At 49.3% G+C, this 19,500-nt stretch carries 18 protein-coding genes; 9 read left to right on the top strand and 9 right to left on the bottom strand.

The features are described 5' to 3' along the window. Nucleotides 1-5: 5 nt before the first annotated feature. The 3 genes from ACYVAM_RS09235 to moeB form a co-directional block, all read right to left on the bottom strand. Nucleotides 6-1,058, bottom strand: coding sequence for a lysylphosphatidylglycerol synthase transmembrane domain-containing protein (locus tag ACYVAM_RS09235; RefSeq protein ID WP_461066163.1), 1,053 nt, complete (start codon nucleotides 1,056-1,058; stop codon nucleotides 6-8). Nucleotides 1,059-1,188: 130 nt separating this feature from the next. After that, nucleotides 1,189-1,542 (bottom strand): aspartate 1-decarboxylase, encoded by a 354-nt coding sequence (gene panD / locus ACYVAM_RS09230; RefSeq protein WP_461067050.1) that lies wholly within the window; start codon nucleotides 1,540-1,542, stop codon nucleotides 1,189-1,191. Nucleotides 1,543-1,716: 174 nt separating this feature from the next. Beyond that, nucleotides 1,717-2,856, bottom strand: a complete 1,140-nt coding sequence (gene moeB / locus ACYVAM_RS09225) for a molybdopterin-synthase adenylyltransferase MoeB (protein WP_461066161.1) — start codon at nucleotides 2,854-2,856, stop codon at nucleotides 1,717-1,719. A 165-nt stretch (nucleotides 2,857-3,021) separates the two neighbouring features. Between moeB and ACYVAM_RS09220 the strand changes: the two genes are divergently transcribed. Both ACYVAM_RS09220 and ACYVAM_RS09215 read left to right on the top strand, forming a co-directional pair. Beyond that, nucleotides 3,022-3,807 carry a 3-keto-disaccharide hydrolase gene (locus tag ACYVAM_RS09220; protein WP_461066159.1) on the top strand — a complete coding sequence of 262 codons (786 nt, stop codon included), beginning with the start codon at nucleotides 3,022-3,024 and terminating at the stop codon, nucleotides 3,805-3,807. A 90-nt stretch (nucleotides 3,808-3,897) separates the two neighbouring features. Further along, nucleotides 3,898-4,767 (top strand): hydroxypyruvate isomerase family protein, encoded by an 870-nt coding sequence (locus ACYVAM_RS09215; RefSeq protein WP_461066157.1) that lies wholly within the window; start codon nucleotides 3,898-3,900, stop codon nucleotides 4,765-4,767. A gap of 29 nt (nucleotides 4,768-4,796) precedes the next feature. On the opposite strand, the gene ACYVAM_RS09210 is transcribed toward ACYVAM_RS09215, so the two are convergent. Then, nucleotides 4,797-5,666 carry a glycosyltransferase family protein gene (locus tag ACYVAM_RS09210; RefSeq protein WP_461066155.1) on the bottom strand — a complete coding sequence of 290 codons (870 nt, stop codon included), beginning with the start codon at nucleotides 5,664-5,666 and terminating at the stop codon, nucleotides 4,797-4,799. Nucleotides 5,667-6,419: 753 nt separating this feature from the next. Between ACYVAM_RS09210 and ACYVAM_RS09205 the strand changes: the two genes are divergently transcribed. Then, nucleotides 6,420-7,061: a TetR/AcrR family transcriptional regulator gene (locus ACYVAM_RS09205; protein WP_461066153.1), complete on the top strand. Its 642-nt coding sequence runs from the start codon at nucleotides 6,420-6,422 to the stop codon at nucleotides 7,059-7,061. Nucleotides 7,062-7,137: 76 nt separating this feature from the next. Here ACYVAM_RS09205 and ACYVAM_RS09200 read toward each other — a convergent pair whose 3' ends face one another. Beyond that, entirely contained in the window at nucleotides 7,138-8,430 is a 1,293-nt protein-coding gene (locus tag ACYVAM_RS09200; RefSeq protein ID WP_461066151.1) for an aminopeptidase P family protein, read from the bottom strand. A gap of 143 nt (nucleotides 8,431-8,573) precedes the next feature. On the opposite strand from ACYVAM_RS09200, the gene ACYVAM_RS09195 reads away from it, so the two are divergent. The 4 genes from ACYVAM_RS09195 to ACYVAM_RS09180 all read left to right on the top strand — a co-directional run bounded on the left by ACYVAM_RS09195 (nucleotide 8,574) and on the right by ACYVAM_RS09180 (nucleotide 13,120). Continuing rightward, nucleotides 8,574-10,157: a S8 family serine peptidase gene (locus tag ACYVAM_RS09195; protein ID WP_461066149.1), complete on the top strand. Its 1,584-nt coding sequence runs from the start codon at nucleotides 8,574-8,576 to the stop codon at nucleotides 10,155-10,157. A gap of 98 nt (nucleotides 10,158-10,255) precedes the next feature. Continuing rightward, the gene (locus tag ACYVAM_RS09190; protein ID WP_461066147.1) at nucleotides 10,256-11,077 is read left to right on the top strand and encodes a hypothetical protein; all 822 of its coding nucleotides are present in this window, start codon (nucleotides 10,256-10,258) and stop codon (nucleotides 11,075-11,077) included. 61 nt (nucleotides 11,078-11,138) lie between these two features. Beyond that, the gene (locus tag ACYVAM_RS09185) at nucleotides 11,139-11,810 is read left to right on the top strand and encodes a response regulator transcription factor (RefSeq protein ID WP_461066145.1); all 672 of its coding nucleotides are present in this window, start codon (nucleotides 11,139-11,141) and stop codon (nucleotides 11,808-11,810) included. Beyond that, nucleotides 11,807-13,120, top strand: coding sequence for a sensor histidine kinase (locus ACYVAM_RS09180; protein ID WP_461066143.1), 1,314 nt, complete (start codon nucleotides 11,807-11,809; stop codon nucleotides 13,118-13,120). Before ACYVAM_RS09185 ends, ACYVAM_RS09180 begins: the two co-directional genes overlap by 4 nt. Nucleotides 13,121-13,276: 156 nt before the next feature. Here the strand turns inward: ACYVAM_RS09180 and rfaD are convergent, their stop codons facing one another. Beyond that, nucleotides 13,277-14,242 (bottom strand): ADP-glyceromanno-heptose 6-epimerase, encoded by a 966-nt coding sequence (gene rfaD / locus ACYVAM_RS09175; protein WP_461066141.1) that lies wholly within the window; start codon nucleotides 14,240-14,242, stop codon nucleotides 13,277-13,279. A gap of 279 nt (nucleotides 14,243-14,521) precedes the next feature. Between rfaD and ACYVAM_RS09170 the strand changes: the two genes are divergently transcribed. Both ACYVAM_RS09170 and lpxB read left to right on the top strand, forming a co-directional pair. Then, entirely contained in the window at nucleotides 14,522-14,938 is a 417-nt protein-coding gene (locus ACYVAM_RS09170; protein ID WP_461066139.1) for a 6-pyruvoyl trahydropterin synthase family protein, read from the top strand. Between the two features lie 84 nt (nucleotides 14,939-15,022). Further along, nucleotides 15,023-16,138 (top strand): lipid-A-disaccharide synthase, encoded by a 1,116-nt coding sequence (lpxB, locus tag ACYVAM_RS09165; RefSeq protein WP_461066137.1) that lies wholly within the window; start codon nucleotides 15,023-15,025, stop codon nucleotides 16,136-16,138. 20 nt (nucleotides 16,139-16,158) lie between these two features. On the opposite strand, the gene ACYVAM_RS09160 is transcribed toward lpxB, so the two are convergent. The 3 genes from ACYVAM_RS09160 to hisB all read right to left on the bottom strand — a co-directional run bounded on the left by ACYVAM_RS09160 (nucleotide 16,159) and on the right by hisB (nucleotide 19,247). Further along, the gene (locus ACYVAM_RS09160; RefSeq protein WP_461066135.1) at nucleotides 16,159-17,130 is read right to left on the bottom strand and encodes a nitrilase family protein; all 972 of its coding nucleotides are present in this window, start codon (nucleotides 17,128-17,130) and stop codon (nucleotides 16,159-16,161) included. Nucleotides 17,131-17,233: 103 nt separating this feature from the next. Then, nucleotides 17,234-17,800 carry a 1-acyl-sn-glycerol-3-phosphate acyltransferase gene (locus ACYVAM_RS09155; RefSeq protein WP_461066133.1) on the bottom strand — a complete coding sequence of 189 codons (567 nt, stop codon included), beginning with the start codon at nucleotides 17,798-17,800 and terminating at the stop codon, nucleotides 17,234-17,236. Nucleotides 17,801-18,098: 298 nt separating this feature from the next. Beyond that, complete coding sequence (hisB, locus tag ACYVAM_RS09150; RefSeq protein WP_461066131.1) at nucleotides 18,099-19,247, bottom strand: bifunctional histidinol-phosphatase/imidazoleglycerol-phosphate dehydratase HisB; 1,149 nt, start codon at nucleotides 19,245-19,247, stop codon at nucleotides 18,099-18,101. Nucleotides 19,248-19,500 lie beyond the last annotated feature (253 nt).

Raw genomic sequence — 19,500 nt, 5'->3', positions numbered from 1 at the left:
TTGCGTTACTGCTCCAGTTTTAATGCCTTAGGGTCATCCAGCACGTCGGCTGCGTTGGTTGTTTTGTTACCCCGAAACAGGACAACTAGCAGAGCAATAATGCCCAGAATAATAATCATGATGGTTGAGACGCCGTGAATGAACGTAGCCAGCACTTGTCCGTCCTGGCTGGTCAGGCCATACAGCAGCGCTACCTGTCCAACCAGCAAGTGAAATGAACCAATGCCGCCCGGCGTTGGAGCCGCCATGCCCAGCGAACCAACCACCAGGATGGTTAGACCGGCCAGCGGACCAAGATTAGCGGTGGCGGGCATTGCAAAAAATAGGCAAAAGGACATGAGGTAATACATCGTCCAGATGAGCAGGGTGTGAAAAACGAACGCCCCCGGCCGCCGTAGCTTTCGAACGCTCAGCAGGCCTTCGAGAAGTCCCTTGGCAAAGGCACTCACTTTCTGATAAAGCGGGTGACGGCCCAGTGCTTCGCGGTATCGGCTAAATAGAAACCAGCCTAACAGCGCCAGCCCGATCAGGACGGCTCCGGCCAGTAACAAAATGCCCGAACCGCTGGATCCTTTAGGTAGTTTACCACCCAGAAACTCTATAAAAAACTGACTTAGTCGATCAAACTCAAGAATGAATGTTGCTCCTAACAGCAGAATGAGCATGAGTAGATCGAATAACCGTTCGGCCACGACGGTGCCAAAACTAACGTTCACCGGTACACCCGACAGGCGGTACAGCGTTCCGCAACGGGCTACTTCACCCGCGCGGGGCAGGGCCAGATTGGCCAGATAACCCGTCAGGACGCTTGCTGTCGTATCGAGCGAATTGGTGCGTTGCGATACCACCGGCTCCAGCAGAATTCGCCAGCGTTCGGCCCGGCTCCAGTGAGCCACAATGGTCATTAGGGCCGATACCAGCACCCAACGATAATCGGCTCCGCTTATTTTTTGCCATAAATCGCCTGCGTCGAGGTGACTTTGTTTGAATGTAAACCAGAGCAATCCGCCAGCGAAAGCCAGCGAGATAAGGTATTTAAGTATGTTTTTGATAGTCATATAGCCGTAATGTGCTCCGTAAGTTGTGGTATGGTGATGAACGCGGCCTTTTGGCCTCGTAATAGAAAACTCCGCCACAAAGTAACGGAGTTTCACGGAAACCGGTGAGAATGGTTAGTAAAAGGACTAGCTAGCCGTTCACCAGTCGATTGTTTTCATCCGGGAAAACTACGGTTGGCTTGAAGGTCTTTGCTTCCTCCTCCGTCATCATGGTGTAGGCGATAATAATGACAATGTCTCCCACCTGCGCTTTGCGGGCAGCGGCCCCGTTCAGGCAAATGATGCCGGAGCCGCGCTCGCCTTTTATAACGTAGGTGATCAGCCGTTCGCCGTTATTATTGTTGACAATGTGTACTTGCTCGTTTTCGCGTAAGTTGGCGGCATCCATCAGCTCTTCGTCGATGGTAATACTACCAACATAATTCAGTTCCGCCTGGGTGACTTTGACGCGATGCAGTTTTGACTTTAATAGGGTAATAAACATGGAAATGGGATAATGCCATACGGGAGTTGCTTGATGGACTCCTCGCCGATTGTTCCCAAAACAGCCGCTTTTAGGGGTTGGTTCCGGTTTTAGGGATTGCCGGATAGCAAACGAGCCAATGCGTTGACCGTCAGGGTCTACCATTGGCTCGCCTACGGGTATTAACCGGGGCAATTAATAGACGGCCATTTCTGGCTCGATATCCCGGGCCCAGGCATTAATGCCGCCATCCAGATTATAGAGGTTCGTCAGGCCATCCTGGGCATACAAATATTGGGCAACGTTGGCTGAACGAATACCGTGATGACAATACACAATAACGGGTCGATCGGTTGGGATTCGCTTCCGGTTATTGGGGATCATACCCACCGGAATCAGAACGGCTCCCTCCAGGTGGCAAAGCTCATATTCAGGCCGTTCGCGGACATCCAGTAAGAAAATGTCTTCGCCCAGAGCGAGTCGTTCGGCCAGTTCCTGAACGGATATTTTCTGGGGACCCGCTGCACCGGGATTCGTGCGGGTGCCAGCCGACGTGAGCCCTTCGCGCGCTATTTTTTCGGCATCAGCCCGACGTTTGGTCTTTATTTTCTGCTGACTCATCGTCAATAGGTCGACCATTAATAACTGTTCGTTTAGCGACTGACCAATGCCCGTAATGAGTTTGATGACTTCATTGGCCTGAAAGGTGCCAATAACGCCGGGTAACACGCCCAATACGCCCGTGTCGTTGCAATTCGGGATTTCTATTTCGTTCGGATACTCGGGGAACAGACACCGGTAGGTAGGTCCCCGTTTGCCATCGCCCAGGTCGGCATTCAGCACGGCTACCTGACCTTCAAAGCGGTGAATGGCTCCGTAAACAAATGGTTTTCCCAGCGTAACGCAGATGTCGTTGACCAGATAACGTACTTTGAAATTATCGGTACAATCCACCACAATATCATACCCGTCAATGATGGCACGAGCGTTACTGATGTCCAGCGCCATGGTGTACGTATCGAACGTCAGGTCAGGATTTAACCGGTTGAGGTGATTGATCGCAGCCTTGGCTTTTGATTTGCCCACTTCGTCTGTTGTGTACAGCACTTGCCGCTGCAAATTGCTTAAGTCAACGACGTCGGGATCAATAACGCCAATCTTACCAACACCAGCCGCCGTCAGATACAAAAGTACCGGGCAGCCAAGACCGCCCGCGCCGACTACCAGCACACGGGCATTTTTGAGCCGAAGCTGGCCTTTCGCGCCAATTTCGGGTAAGTTCAAGTGTTTCTGATAGCGTTGCTTTTCGGCAGGAATTAGGGTTGTCGCTTCCATAATGACACAATAATAGGCAACCCTGAGCAGTGTTGCATTAATCCAACAGATTTAGGGGGGCTAAAATTGCACCGAATGAAGCCCAGATAGAAATATTTACCAAACGTTATGAATGTGTTTTTTTTTAGTACTATTGCCCCGACAAAATCCTAACGATTCTCAACTATGAACAATCTGCGTTTTCCAGCAATTACTTCCTCATTTCGCCCGCAGGCAACTGTAGGCTTGCTGGCGCTTACGATCACACTCAACATTGGTTCTGCCATTGCCGCTACAAATTCGCACGATCCCAAGCCATCCAGCCACCAGCCTGATTACTTGCTTAAGAAAGGTAAGTGGGAGAATCTGTTCGATGGAAAAACCTTGACAGGCTGGCATACATACCTCAAGGAAGGGCAGCCCGTATCGGATAAATGGACGGTCGATGACGGAGCCATTCACCTCACCGCTGGTGGCGCCGGCGACCTGGTGACTGACAAAGAATATGGTAATTTCGAATTGGAAGTCGAGTGGAAAATTGCGGAAGGTGGAAACAGCGGCATCATTTTCCACGTCCATGAAGATCCCAAGTACAAAGCCACGTATCAGACAGGCCCCGAAATGCAGGTCCTTGATAATGAACGGCATCCGGATGCCAAGCAGGGACGTGATGGCAACCGCACGGCTGGGTCACTGTACGATTTGCAAAAGCCTGTTACGCCCGGTGCTGCCAAACCCGCCGGTGAATGGAATAAGGCCCGACTGGTTATCAACAATGGGAAAGCGGAGCAATACCTGAACGGTAAGAAAACGGCCGAATATCCAACCAGCGGCCCAGAGTGGGACAAAATGGTGGCAGAGAGTAAATTTAAAGGGTGGGAAGGCTTTGGTAAATATGCCACCGGCCACATTGCCCTACAGGATCATGGCAATAAGGTTTGGTACCGCAACATTCGGATACGGGAATTATAACCAATGATTAAATGAGTGAATTGTGAATGAGCGAATCGTCTCCCATTTACCATTCGCTCATTCAATCAATCACTCATTCATTCATTCATTATGATACGCCGAACGGCTCTGAAAACTCTGACCGGTACTGCACTAACACTACCGCTGTTGTCTGACTCTTTTGCAAGTTCTATGACTCAATCTGAAAAAGCGGCTCCGCTCAAGGGCCGCATCAATCACTCAGTTTGCCGGTGGTGTTACAGCAAAATACCACTCGATGATCTCTGCAAAGCCGCTAAAGAGATGGGGATCAAGTCGATCGATTTGACCGGTCCTGAAGAGTGGCCTACGCTGAAAAAATATGGTCTGACATCGGCGTTGCCTCAGGGCGCCGGTAAAGGCATTGGCGATGGGTTCAACAACCCTAAGTTCCATGATGAACTGGTCACTAGTTACGAAGCTATCTTCCCAAAGTTGAAAGAAGCTGGTCTGACGACGGTTATTTGCTTTTCGGGAAATCGGCAAGGCATGAGCAATGAAGAAGGCCTGGAAAACTGCGCCGTGGGCCTGAAACGGCTGATGCCAAGCGCCGAAAAACATGGCATTACGATGATCATGGAACTGCTCAACAGCAAAGTGGATCATAAGGATTACATGTGTGATCACACCGCCTGGGGAGTCGAGCTTTGTAAGCGGGTTGGTTCCGAAAATTTTAAGCTATTATATGATATCTACCACATGCAGATCATGGAGGGCGACATCATCCGCACGATTCGTGAACACAATAAATACATTGGGCACTACCACACGGGTGGCAATCCCGGTCGGAATGAGATTGATGAAGCCCAGGAACTTTACTATCCGGCTATAATGAAAGCTATTGTCGACACGGGTTTCAAAGGCTATGTGGCGCAGGAGTTTATTCCTAAACGCGACCCGCTCACCAGCCTGAAAGAAGCCGTATTGATTTGTGATGTGTAAAAATTGTAGAGCCGCAATCCCTTGCGGCTCTACAATTTATAATTCTTGTATTCGCCAATTCGCCAGCCCGTTAACTTTTCGATGAAGGTTAAAAAACGTACTCTTGGCGAATACCGTTTTTGACTGGTATCGAACGTGAACGGCCAGTTGAGCCGGTCAACACGGGCTTGCATGACTGCCGGGTGGGTTTCCGTGAAGTGGGCTAGTGAATCAATCTGACTATAGTCAAACACATCGACACTGGCATCTGCTTTGGCTATGGTTTTGCTCGTATGCCAAAAGTGATTCGCGTTCCGGAGTCGTTTTTTTTGCGTTTCCGGAGGCTTCACCCAGCCGTAATGATAAATGTAGGCATCAATCAGTTTGACGTGTAACTTCTGGTTATCGCGGGTTCGAAAGCCCTGAGCATCTTTATACGCTACGACATTGCCCGTATTCCGGATCACACGCACCTCCCGGCGATACCAACGCCGGGAATCGCCCACATAACTGTATGATCCGTAGAAGTGAAGGTAGTGGAACAATAAACCTTCTACACGTTTGTCGTCCAGGTATTGCTGCATGGCTTCGCGAACGACAGGTATATAGCGCTCATGCAGTACTTCATCGCCCTGAATGTAAAAAGCCCAGTCAACATCCGGCGAAACAGCCGCCAGCGCTTTATCAGTTTCCTCCGCTAAAACACGCCCTCCGGCACGGGCCTCCTCATCCCAGGTAGTCCTGATAATCCGAATTTTATCCGACGAAATGGCTTCAATCAGGCCCAGCGTGTCATCGTCCGAATCACCAACGGCAATAACAAATTCATCGCATAAGGGCAGAACGGATGTAATTGCCTCAATAATTGGATAATCGAATTGAATGGCATTTCGGATGAAACTAAATCCGGCTACTTTCATGGGAAATGGAACGGGTTGGCAACAGACAGGCCAAAGATAATACCGTTTTAGGATTCACATGGCTTAATTCACCACTGAAGCAACTTTGGGCTTGTAAGTCGCCTGCGTGTGGACGATTGCCCAACTAACCGTTCGCTGTTACGTTTACCAGTACCGTTATTTATAAATTGGCCTTTAACAACATTATTTGGTACGTTCGGAAAACAAAACCTATGTGATTTATAACCAAGGTAGACATGATTAACGCCAGAACGGACGCATTACACCTCAATAGATTGATTGTGAGAAGGAAAATAAATAAAAAGCATACGATTTAATTTCTTTATTATATTATTAATAAATTAATATTTATTTGAAATAAACCATTAATTAGCGGGTTCGCCCAGCTTGACCAGTTTTTTATTGGTTCTTTTTAATTGTTTACAAGGAGTTGACCAACCTATTCTTTTTACTATAACGATTAAAAATGAATGCGTATAAATTATCAATTTTATATGCGTTTAATATAAATAGTATATTTAAATTGAGTTTAAATTTAAATATTAGTACTTTTATTAACTAAATAGAGCATTGTCCATTGGATAAACCGGAGTATCAGTTTTTTGGGTTTTCTTATTGTGTAGTTTGAAAACGTCGGCGCTAATACTCATATTTGTGTCAAGAGTAAATTAGTGGACCCTGGTGTAAGGTTTTCATTTCTCTTTGAGAAGGCAATAATTGATTCTTCCTCTTAACAAAAACAACGACCAATATATGAAAGTCGTCAAGCGTAGAAACCGCCAGATGACCATGGAGCGAATTTTGCGCGCCATGGGTGAAGTAATGGCCGAACGAGGCACTGAAAAAGCGGGCATTAATGCCGTTGCGGACCGAGCCGGAGTTAACAAAGTTCTAATTTATAGGTACTTCGGTGGCTGGAACGGTTTATTGGAAGCCTACGTGCACCGTGGTTTCTTCCTTTCCATGTTCAATGAAAAATTCATGGATTCGGTGCCGGATAATTTAGCACCGGAGGCACGCAGCAAAGCCTGGTCAGAATATACAATCCAGTTTATGCGGGAGTTCCGGACACGAAAGTCTTCGCAGGAACTCATTCGCTGGGAAATGTCCAATGGCGAAACCGAACTAGCTCGCCGACTGGCTGACTTTCGGGATCAGTCTTATAAAAGTATGGTGGCCAAACTAGCCCCTTATTCGGATTTCGATCCACTGGCAATCACCAGTTTAATGGTAGCTGCGGTAACGAATATTGTACTCACCAGCACACAGCGGGACCATATTGGTGATATCGATCTCCGTTCCGATTCTGGTTGGGAACGCCTGGAAACCGCCATACGCCGAATTTATTCTAGCTTGAATATCGCGCTCGAACGTGAGCAGTCGAAGACGAAATAAGATGTGATGGACGATTGGCAACGTATACGTTTACACGTTATTTCCGAACCGTGCTTTGTCAATCGTCCATCAACAATTAATGCATTATTTCCTCTATCTCCTCGGCTTCGAGCGGTATGTTCTTCATCAGGTCAACATTGCCTGATTCGGTAATGAGTACGTTGTTCTCAAGGCGTATACCCAGTTTTTCCTCCCGGATGTAAATGCCCGGTTCTACCGTGAAGACCATCCCTGGCTCCATTTTTCGGTATTTGTTGCCCACATCGTGAACATCAAGACCCAGGAAATGAGAGGTGCCATGCATGAAATATTTCTTGTATAAAGGCGCATCGGGGTCTTGATTCTGTACATCGGTTCGGTCTAACAAGCCCAAACCGATCAGTTCAGATTCCATCACCTTACCTACTTCACGGTGGTATTCGTCCCACAAATTGCCAGGTCTGAGCATTTGTGTTGCCTCCTTCATTACGCGTAGTACAGCCTCATAAACGGCCCGCTGGCGAGCCGTAAACCGACCATTTACGGGTACAGAACGGGTCATGTCGGCGTTGTAGTTTGCATATTCCGCGCCAATATCCAGCAGAATGACATCCCCATCCTGACATTGCTGGCTGTTGTCGATATAGTGTAATACGCAGGCGTTGGCACCCGATGCAATAATGGGCGAATAAGCGGCACCTCTTGACCGGTTACGCAAGAATTCATGCATCATCTCGGCTTCAATCTCATATTCCCAAACACCGGGTTTGATGAAGCCCAGAAGCCGCCTAAACATTTTGTCCGTAATATCAATGGCTGTCTGGATCAGGGGAAGTTCCTGCGGTTGTTTGATGGCCCGAAGATGGTGCATCAAGGGAGCGAGCCGCTCTAACTGATGCAGCGGGTATTTTTCCCGAAATTCGGCAATATACCGGGCATCCCGGCTTTGAACGTCCACCGTTGCGCGCGTGTGTTCGTTGGTATTCAGGTAGATATGGCTGGCTTCGAAGACCATTTGCCCAAAAACCTGCTCGAACTGATGCATCCAGTAAATCTGCTTTTGTGGCAGGCCCGTAACCTGTTCCGCTTCAGCCTTTGTCAATTTGTGGCCTTCCCATATTTCGATCAGCTCGCTGGTTTCACGCAGAAAAAGAACTTCCCGGAATTTTGGATCAGGATGTTCGGGAAACAGAACCAAACGGGTTTCTTCCTGATCGACTCCCGTTAGATAAAAGAGGTCGTTATTTTGGCGAAAGGCCATCGTGCCATCTGCATTGGTCGGCAAAATGTCGTTGGCATTGACCACGACCAGCGATTTAGGCTTTAACAGGGCCGTAAGCCGCTGGCGATTGTTAACAAAAAGTTGACTGTCAATCGGTAGATAACGCATATAGTGACTATTGAAGGCGCGTTTGTGATTAAGTTTGCAAAGAAACTCAAAAGCGGTAAGAGTTTCTGCGCGTTTTTGAGTTTAGACTTTATTCAGTTTACAGGTAAAGCATACCGCAAGCTTTTTTCTTTCCTAAACTACCTATGACAATTCGACTATCCGGAATATTCTGCCTCTTGGTGTTCTTTGCGCAGGCCGGGCCCCAACAGGGCGGGCCACGCTTGGCCGAGCCTGGTACACACCAGCCTAACGTGGCCCTACCCAAATATTGGATTTTATTACAGGATAAAGACCGGGCATCGGCAGTCGCCCTGTCGCCAACCGCTATTGACCAGCGGAAAGTGCAGAATCTACCTTTAGATGATACTGATCAGCCTGTTTCGGTAGCTTACCTAAGAGAGCTTAAGGAGGCAGGAATTCAGCCCATTTGCCAGTCTAGATGGCTCAATGCGGTATCGGTCCGATTAACGCCTGAACAATACGCAAAGGTTGGAAAACTGCCCTTTGTGAAAGCCATTCAAGCCATTGATCCGGCTATTGTGATCACCTCCATTGCCTTACCCGCAAACCCTCAGATGGCTCCCGTCATGTCGCAGATCCAGGCTCCCGATTTTATGCGGGCGGGTTTGACGGGCCGGTTTGTAAACGTTGGCGTTATTGATGCCGGATTTTTTGGGGCTGATTCGGCTCATGCGCTCAAACATGTTTTTACCCGCGATGGCGTGAAGCGTGTGCGCGATTATGTGAACGAGAAAAAGACACACAACGATTTGTTCCGTACGCTCGAATCCAATGCTGATTTTCATGGAACAGAGGTGCTGGCCGCGATAGCCGGTAATGACCCAACCGAAAATATTCAGTTTGGTCTGGCTACAGATGCAACATTTTACCTTGCCCGCACCGACCAGGGTAATCGGGAGTATCGGGGCGAGGAGGATAACTGGGTCGCAGCTATGGAATGGATGGATAGCTTAGGTGTTCGGCTCATCAACACTTCACTGGGGTATGCTAAGGGAATGAGCAATCCTAAAGACAATTACGAACCGGGCCAGATGGACGGTCATACGAGTCTCATTAGTCAGGCTGCCCAGATAGCCGCCGACAAAAAAGGGATCTTAATCATTGTATCGGCCGGAAACGAAGGAGAAGATCGTTCCTGGCGGATCATCAGCACACCCGCCGATGCACAGGGGGTACTGGCGATTGGGGCCACCAATGCCCGCCTTTGGAATCGAATCGGGTATAGTAGTATAGGGCCCGAAAGTTTGCCGTATTTAAAGCCAAACTTAGCGTGTTTTTCACTCTATGGCACCTCTTTATCGGCGCCAGTCATCACCGGATTTGCGGCTTGTATCATGCAGGCCAACCCCCGGCTGACCAATAAAGAGGTCATGGAGATTATCGAAAAATCGGCACACCTCTACCCATACGGAAATAATTACGTTGGCTATGGCGTACCGCAGGCATCGCGGGCGTTGGCCTTGCTCCGTAATCAGCCGTTACCTACAGTACCCCGGGTCGTTCAGGCCACTGGCAAAACAGTTACATTGCCTGTCGATACAAATGATTTGGCCGTATCGGTCTTTCATAAGAAAGACGCTACCCACGTATTGCAGCAGGAAGCGGTTAAGGTAAACAACGGTAAAGTGGTCCTGCGCCGGGCAACGGATGAAAAACAGACGACGGTGGATTTGAAAAAAGAGGTTATTGAAATCATCTGGGAGTAAAACTCAGTATGAATAAAAATTAATTTCCAGTTCAGATCGGCCTTAGACGGCATTTCTAGCTTTGCTTCCGTAATCAACCAGTAAACAACAATTGACTTATGGAAACCAACAGCAGATTAATCGCTACCGTTGCCCTTGCTCTAGCCTTAGCCTCTCCCTTTGCACACGCTCAAAGTCCCGACGGGCCGCCCGTAGCCCAGAACCAACCGGGTGGCAATGGCCCGGAGGGGTCTCCTCCAGATGGGCCCCGGCCGGGTGGCCCTGGTCGTCGGCCTGGTCGGCCGGGGCCTGGGTTGGATCGTAATGATCGCGGAAGAGATCAGGGACCAGAACGGAGAGATCGGACTAGCGGGCTGACTTCGCTAACGACCGTTTCAGGTACGGTTGGGCAGCTTATCGGCAATGATGACTTTATCCTGGACGGCTTTACGCTCAATGCCGGTTCTGGTTCGGCTACGACCGTAAAGTTTCCGCCCCATTTGGGCACGCAGGTTCAAAAAGCCATTAAGGCGGGTAGTACGGTGAGTGTGACCGGTTATTCAGAAACAACGCCGTCCGGTGAAACGCGATTTCGTATGAATAGCCTGACGGCTGGGAAAACGACCGTATTCGACTCACCCCCGGTTCGCCCGGCCACATTGCCCGATGCGCCTGCGTTGACAACCGCTACGGGGAAAATTGCCGATTACCGGCTCGATCGGGGAGGACGTGTTAATGGTTTGGTATTGGACGATAAAACCGTGGTCAGTATCCCGTCGCACGTGGCTTACCAACTAACGGATCTGGCCAAAAAAGGAAGCACCATCACCGTGCAGGGATACCCAAAAACGATTCGGGATGGGCAGGTTCAGCTGGAAAAAGTAAATGTCCTGCGGGCTTCAGTTCTGACTATCAATGGACAGCAATATTTAGTACGGTAATGATTGACTGACGCTTGGCCACACGGGTTGTAATCCGTGTGGCCTTCACTCACCCACCTTTGTGAAAATACTAGTTATTGAGGATGAACGGAAACTGGCCCGATTTATTAAACAGGGGCTGGAGCAGCATGGCCACGTAGCCGATTTGACGCACTCAGGCTCTGAAGGCCTCGACCAGATTGCGGGTGGCCTGTACGATCTGGTACTTCTCGATTTAATGTTGCCGGGGCAAACGGGATTCGAGGTATTGCAAAACCTGCGGGCGTTTGGCTTAACGGTTCCCGTTATGATTCTATCGGCGCTGAGTGATCCCGATAAAGTTGTTCAGGGACTTGATCTTGGCGCGGTCGACTACCTTCGTAAGCCGTTCGATTTCAATGAATTACTGGCTCGGATTCGGGTGCTTCAACGTAAAGGTACCACCAGTAATGATGTCGTTCTACGGGTATGCGATCTGGAAATGCACCTCATTACCCATGAAGTTGTGAAAAGCAAAACAACCCTCGATTTGACTAATCGGGAGTTTGCGTTGCTGGAACTGCTGATGCGTAAGGCCGGGCAATTGGTCACGAAAAACGAAATTGCCGAAAAAGTCTGGGCGGTCGATTTCGATATGGGCAGCAATGTCATCGAAGTGCATATCTACCAGTTGCGGAAAAAGCTTGATACCATCGGTATGACGGGCTTAATCGAGACGCTAATTGGCCGGGGCTACCGGCTCAAAACGACATGAGCCTTCGTAGTCGTATCGTTCTGGCGGTTACGGCGGTGTTTGCCGGCATCAGTCTGCTCGCCGGTTGGTTGATGCTCAACCATGCTGAAACGAGTTTACGGACGGCGTTTGATCGGGCAGCCAGAACACGGGCCGAATGGCTCCTGTCGATGGTTAGCGTTGATCCGGTTATTTTACCCTTACCCACCGACCGGGAGCGGATGCGGGTTCTATACCATGCTTACGGCCGCACCCATGAACTGTTCCGAAGTCCGGGCTTTCCGGATAAATCCGGTCCGTACCGGCATCAGGAACCGCACCACTTTTCGTACCGCGTTGTAACGACGCAGACAACGACAGAGCAGGCTCCGGATGGCCAGATCCGACTGACCTTATCGGTGCCCGATAGGAGCTTGCGTCAGGATATAAACCAACTGCGCTGGGTCTTTGGGTTGGGTTGGCTACTGAGCCTGGCACTCGCTTTCGGAGCTGGCTACGCCGTGGCGGGTTGGTTATTACGCCCGATTCAATCTATTGTCGATCAGGCAAATACAATTAGTAATGCGACCGGTAATAGCCGAATAACGTTACCGAAATCACGCGATGAGTTATACCAGCTGACGGATACGCTGAATCGGATGCTGGGGCGGATTCGGGAAAATGTTGACCTTCAACAGAATTTCTTTGGGGCGGCTGCGCACGAATTGCGAACCCCCTTGACGATCATGAAAACGGGCCTTGAAGTAACCCTCGGCAACGAACAGGTTTCGGGTGCGGTGAAGCCGTTTTTGGCCAGTCAACTGGATGAGGTTAGCCGGTTAGCCAGACTACTCGATGAGTTTCTGACCCTCAGCCGTCCTGAAGAATCAGCACAGCCACTCCGGTTAAGTGAAGTCGATGTTCCCCAGTTGATCAATCATTGCCTAACCCAGCTGGCGAACCTGGCGGTTGAATATGAGGTAACAACGCGTCTGGAAACGGATGAGTTTGTGCAGAAGCCGCTATTGACGGATGCCGTCAAGCTGGAACATATTTTGCTGAACCTGATCGAAAACGCCATTAAGTACGCCGTAACGGGGAGCTCGGTGCTCGTTCGGGTGACGTATTCGACGAATTGGATGGTTCGAGTACAGAACCAGACGGCTCGGGCCAGCGGCCCCACGCTCGATCTACTGCAACCGTATTTTAGGGCCGATCCGCTCAAGGAAGGGCATGGGTTAGGCCTTTGGATCAGCCACCGTCTGACCGTATTGCTTGGTGGAAACTTACGTCTCGACTGGCAGGGTTTTGCGTTTACCAGCGAATTGTCGCTGCCCGAGTCGGTTAGTTAATTTGTTATAAAGGCTGTTTTAAACGTCGTCAGCATGACAAAAAATATGCTTGAGGAGAAGATTAAATAGGTTTATCGCTGAACAGGTAACGATGTGAAAAAAGCCGGGTCGTAGCACATCACTACGACCCGGCTTTAATATTGTTGCGTCAGTATATTACAGATATTCGCCTTTGCTCAGGTAGTTTTTTACATAATCGGAAATGCCATCTTCGAGCGATGAAAATGGCCGGTCGTAACCGATTGAGCGAAGTTTGGCCATGTTGGCCTGCGTGAAGTACTGGTATTTGTCGCGAATGTCAATGGGCGTGTCCACGAAACTAATATCGGGTTCGAGGTCAAGCGCCTTGAACGTGTTTCGAGCCAGGTCGAGGAAGGTACGGGCCTTACCGCTACCCAGGTTATAAATACCGGAATTGCGCCGGTGGTGCATCAGAAACGAGCACACGTCGACCACATCCTTCACATAAACGAAATCGCGCATTTGTTCCCCATCGGCAAAGTCAGGGTTGTGCGACCGAAACAATTTCATCTTTCCAGACTCTTTGATTTGCCGGAAAGTATGGAAAATAACCGAGGCCATCCGGCTTTTATGGTATTCGTTCGGGCCGTAAACATTGAAAAATTTCAATCCGGCCCAAAAGAACGGTTTACGTTCCTGTTCCAGTGCCCAGATGTCGAACTCGTTTTTGGAGTCGCCATAAGGGTTGAGCGGTTTCAACTGTGGAATCAGTGATTCGTTGTCGTCATAGCCTAGCTCGCCCAAACCGTAGGTGGCCGCCGATGAAGCATAAACGAGTGGAATCTGGTATTGAATACAGCGGTTCCAGATCTGTTTGGAATATTCGACGTTCAGATGTTCAAAAATCTGCCGGTCGAATTCGGTCGTATCCGTACGGGCACCGATGTGAAAGATGAACTCGACCTCGTGGTAATTCTGGTCGAGCCAGTCAAAAAACACTTCACGATCCACGCGTTCCTGAATGCGTTTCCCGGCTAAGTTGGCCTCTTTTTCAGGATTTGAAAAATCATCAACAGCGATGATGAAATTGAAATTTTCCTGATTCAGCTTGCTGATTAAACAGCTCCCAATAAAACCGGCGGCTCCAGTAACGATGATCATAAAGTGGTAGTCGTAAAGGTATTCGTGGTGATAATTAGATAAGTAGTTGAGGAGGTTATGCCAAAGAGGGTGTAAAGATACGGGTTTTTCGACGGACAAAGGAATAGCGTATTTCCTGATTAAATTGGATTTATTTTATATGATTGGGCGTGCCTACGTTTCTTATACGGGTTCGACATTCGGTGTAGGTTGCCTCTGAACTGTTCGCACCTTTTTCGTACCTTTGCGGTTTATTTGTCAAACGGCGTTTCTGGCAACCGCCCCATCTAAACCAGAAAAATGGTCTATATTAACAGAATTGAACATTTCAACGCGGCTCACCGGCTCTACAATCCAGCCTGGTCAAAAGAGCGGAACAAAGAAGTATTTGGCCCCTGTGCGAACATAAACTGGCACGGACACAACTTCGAATTGATCGTGACCGTAAAGGGAGAACCTGATCCTGGAACCGGATTTGTGATCGACCTGAAACTGCTGGGCGATATTGTTAAACGGGAAGTAATCGAGAAGGTGGATCATAAAAATCTGAACCTCGATGTAGATTTCATGCAGGGCAAAATGGCCAGTTGCGAAATCTTCATTATGGAAATATGGAAGATTCTCGAACGAGCGCTCGAACCCGTTACCGACGCGCATCTGCACCAGCTCCGGCTCTACGAGACCCCAAAAAACTTTGTAGATTATTTTGGCGAATAGGCTCATGATGGATGCTAGGGGTCGTATGCTGTATATGCTGAACAATTGCCACACACCACATACGGCCCATAGCCTGTACCATACATGAACTATTACCTCATTGCCGGGGAGCGCTCCGGCGATTTGCACGGTGCCAATCTGGTTCGAGCCATTCGCTCCTGCGACAGCCAGGCTACCTTCAGGGGCTATGGTGGCGAGCAGATGGAAGCTGCCGGAACGGTGCTGGTACGCCATTATCGTGAAATGGCTTTTATGGGATTTCTGGAGGTGGCAAAAAATCTGGGTACCATTCGCCGGATCATGCGCGAATGCCAGGCCGATCTTTTGGCGAATCGGCCCGACGCTCTTATCCTGATCGATTATGCCGGTTTTAATCTGCGGATGGCTCGTTTTGCCAAAAAGCACGGTATTCGGGTATTCTATTATATTTCGCCGAAGGTATGGGCCTGGAATCAACGTCGGGCGCTGAAGATAAAGGCAACCGTCGATAAGCTATTTACCATTTTACCTTTCGAAACGGAGTTCTTTGCCAAATACGATTATAAAGTGGAGTACGTCGGTAATCCTTTACTCGACGCCCTCGCCGACTTTCATCCCGATCCGTCCTTTCGGCAGAAAATAAGTGTCGACGAGCGCCCTGTTATTGCGCTTCTGCCCGGCAGTCGCCACCAGGAAATTACGTCTATTCTGCCGCTGATGCTGCGGGTCGTTACTCGTTTTCCGGCTTATCAGTTTGTTGTTGGTACCGTGAGCAATCTGCCTGCTTCCTTATACGACGCTCTCTTAGCTGATTATCCCACCGTCCGGCGCGTGGATGATGCCGCCTATGACTTGCTGCACATCTCCACGGCGGCACTCGTTACCTCCGGCACGGCCACGCTCGAAACAGCCCTGCTCAACATTCCGCAGGTCGTGTGCTATAAGACAACCGGCATTAGCTACGCCATCGCCAAAAACTTGATTGCGGTGCCGTTTATTTCACTCGTCAACCTGATTGCGGATCACGAAGTGGTGAAGGAACTGATCCAAAATGACCTCACACCCGATCAAATCACGGCCGAGCTCCAGCGCATTTTGCCCGGACAGGGCGGCCGTTCCATTCTGTTGAATGGCTACGCCGAGGTGCAGAAGAAAATGGGGACGCCCGGTGCATCCGAGCGCGCTGGTCGATTAATGGTTGAAGACTTGCAAAGCCGATAAGCCAGCTAATTTATAAATGCTTATTGAGGCTGAGTCGGTGCATCCGTAGCATTCAGCCACACAACCTTTTGTTCGGGCGTATGGTCCTGACTAATAATATCCCGATACAGATCAGGCCGTCTCGCTTTCCGATACCGATAGCCGCCTGATTTCTCCAGTTTATCCGGCGTACAGGTAGCAATAGCAATGTCATTGTCCAACTCACGGCATTCGGCTATCACGTCGCCAAACGGATCAATAATCATCGAGCAGCCGTTTTTTAACTGGTCATCATCCATGCCGATGGGGTTGGCAAATACGGCGTAAACGCCATTGTCATAAGCGCGGGCGGGCAGCCATTTCATGAGCCAGGCGCGTCCTTTCATGCCATCGAATTCCAGCCGTAAGGAAGTTGGATCGTTTTGTCGGTTATACCAAAGTGCCGGATCAGCGAAACCAGCTCCGGGGCGTGTCGAGGGCGTCAGCATCGTTACATGGGGCATAAAAATAATATCGGCACCCAACAGAGCCGTCGCCCGGACATTCTCGACAACGTTATTGTCATAGCAGATGAGAATGCCGCATTTCCAACCCAGTAAATCAAAGACTACATACTCATTGCCAGGCAGCAAATGCGGGTTGATGAACGGATGCAGTTTGCGGTACTTGGCTACTAATCCGTTCTTGTCGACACAGACGTAGGCTTTGAAAAGCCGGTCCTCCTGGTCTTTTTCAAATAAGCCAGCCAGTATAACGATTTCATTGGCGCGGGCAATCTGGGTAAGTGCCTGGATACTAGCACCGTCCGGAATATATTCGGCTATGGCCAGCAGTTGCTCCCGGGATAGGTGCCGGGCAAACGTATAGCCGGTAATAGAGCACTCATGGAACGCAATGACCTGAGCGCCCTGCTGAGCGGCTTTGGCCGAAAGGGTTTCTATAACGCCTAGGTTATAGGCTTTATCGCCACTCGCATTTTCAAATTGTGCGGTTGCAATCTTAAGATTTTCCATGAAACGGTCAACGTAAGAAGGATACTCGAAAGGTACTTGTTCAACTGTCACCCGTAAACAAAACACCCGAAAAGTATAGCTATGAGTGGCTAAAAGATAGGAATCAGGCAATCATACCCGTTTCTTCCCACTGTTTCAGCCAGTCTTTTTTGATGCCGTGCACCTGAGAAAAGAACGTATAAAAAGGAAGCATGTCGGTTTCGTAATTGCCGGTTACGTAGAGGGGCTCACTCAGGAGAATGAGTTTCCGGGGCCAGTCGAAACCAACCAGAATAAGCGGGACGTTGGCTTTGAGGGCGATGTAGTAAAAGCCCGTTTTAAGCTTGTCTACATTGCTGCGCGTGCCTTCGGGCGCAATACAAATATGGAGACGTTCGGTCTGGTTGAAGACCTCCGCCGTTGCATCGACCAGGTTGTGGGACTTGTCCCGATAAACGGGTTTGCCGCCTAACGCCCGAAACAGCCAGCCTGAATACCAGGTAAATAACGAGCTTTTGGCCAGATACTGAATCCAGATATGGATGGTAGGCCGAATGCCGAGCCCGAGCAGGAAATCCCAGTTCGTCGTGTGCGGGGCCACTACCCAAATCGCTTTCGGAACAGTTGGGATGGGACCAACGACCCGCCATCCCCATAGTTTAAATAACCAACGCGTAAGGGTACTGAGCATGTACTTGGGGAGTGGTATATCGCTTACGATTTACGAACTGGTCTTCCAGCTAGTCAAGCCATTGTCAACGTGAAGGCCAATCCGTAAACCATAAACTGTAAACCAGCTTAGTACTTCCGGTCTTTGCGCTCTAACCAGCGGCCCGTTACAAACGCCGACGCCAGCAGTACCGCGTAAAACAGAAGTGTCAAAGGTGTTGATAAATCCATGTCAGTTTTCAGTTGAATGCTGGTGCAAAAATACGATAGCCTTTTGATTTTAAACCTATCAGGACGATAAGACCTTGTCGTTTTTTTGTTTATAGAACCCCTTTCGTGCTGGGCATGTTATCCAATTCATTGATATCACGCCGAACTGCCATCTTTATTGATTTGGCGAATGCTTTAAAAATGGCTTCGATCTTATGGTGTTCATTGTCGCCTTCTACCTTGATGTTTAAATTGCAAAGGGCTGTATCTGAGAACGATTTGAAAAAATGGTAGAACATTTCAGTAGGCATATCGCCGATTTTCTCGCGCTTAAAGTCAGCGTTCCAGACCAGCCACGGGCGGCCCGAAAAATCAATGCCCACCTGGGCCAGCGCTTCATCCATGGGCAGTAAAAATCCATAGCGGCTAATGCCCCGTTTATCGCCGAGCGCGCGACGGTAGGCTTCGCCCAGTGCCAGCGCCGTATCCTCGATGGTGTGGTGTTCATCGATGTGCAGATCGCCATCGACACGAATGGTGAGATCGGCGCCGGAATGTTTCGCTACCTGATCGAGCATGTGATCGAAAAAGCCGAGGCCCGTATGGATGTCGGCACGACCGCGCCCATCGAGGTTTAAATCAACCCGTATCTGGGTTTCTTTCGTATTTCGTTCAACGCTAGCGGTGCGGGCGGGCAGGCGAAGAAATTCATAAATTTCATCCCAGTCGCCTGTTTTAAGCGCAATGGCGTCCTGCATCGCATCGGTCAGTCCATCGACGTCGGCAGCCTGTACGGTCGATAAGCCGTTGGGCGGTAGAAATAAAATAGCTTTGGCGCCCAGGTTTACGGCCAGTTGAACATCCGTCAGCCGATCGCCGATCACATAGCTATTGGCCAGGTCATACCCAGCCTCGAAGTACTGCGTCAGCATGCCGATGCCCGGCTTGCGGGTCGTCGACTTGTCGCGCGGGAAATGGCGGTCGATGTGAACGGCTGCGAAATTGACATTTTCGCCCGCAAAGGTGGCCATCATCTTATTGTGGGCGGGCCAGAATGTGTCTTCGGGAAACGAATCGGTACCGAGTCCATCCTGGTTGGTAACCATGACCAGTTCGTAATCCGTTTCTTCGGCAATTTTTCGCATAGCCGAAATCGCCTTCGGAATGTAGTCGAGTTTGGCCAGTGAGTCAACCTGTTGATCGGGCTGTGGCTCAGCAATGAGCGTTCCGTCACGGTCAACAAATACTATCTTTTGCATACAGTGAATAAGAGAAATCAGACAAAGATACGGCCAGAGCGTATTGCAAACGAAAATATACTATTTTTGCAGGATAGTTCCTGTATAGCTATTTTTACCGTTTCTATCGATATCCATATCATTATTTACCGTATTCGTTTCGGCTACATTTATTAATGTACTGTTTCTACAAGTGCCTGTAAAAAAAAGCTGTTCGTATAAGTATAGTTCTGCCGACTCAGAGAGATAACCGTAAAAGATAACAAGTAGCTTT

It is taken from the genome of Spirosoma horti (assembly GCF_054776595.1).
Note: the sequence above shows the minus strand (reverse complement) of the source record. Positions and strands in the feature narration are given on the sequence as shown.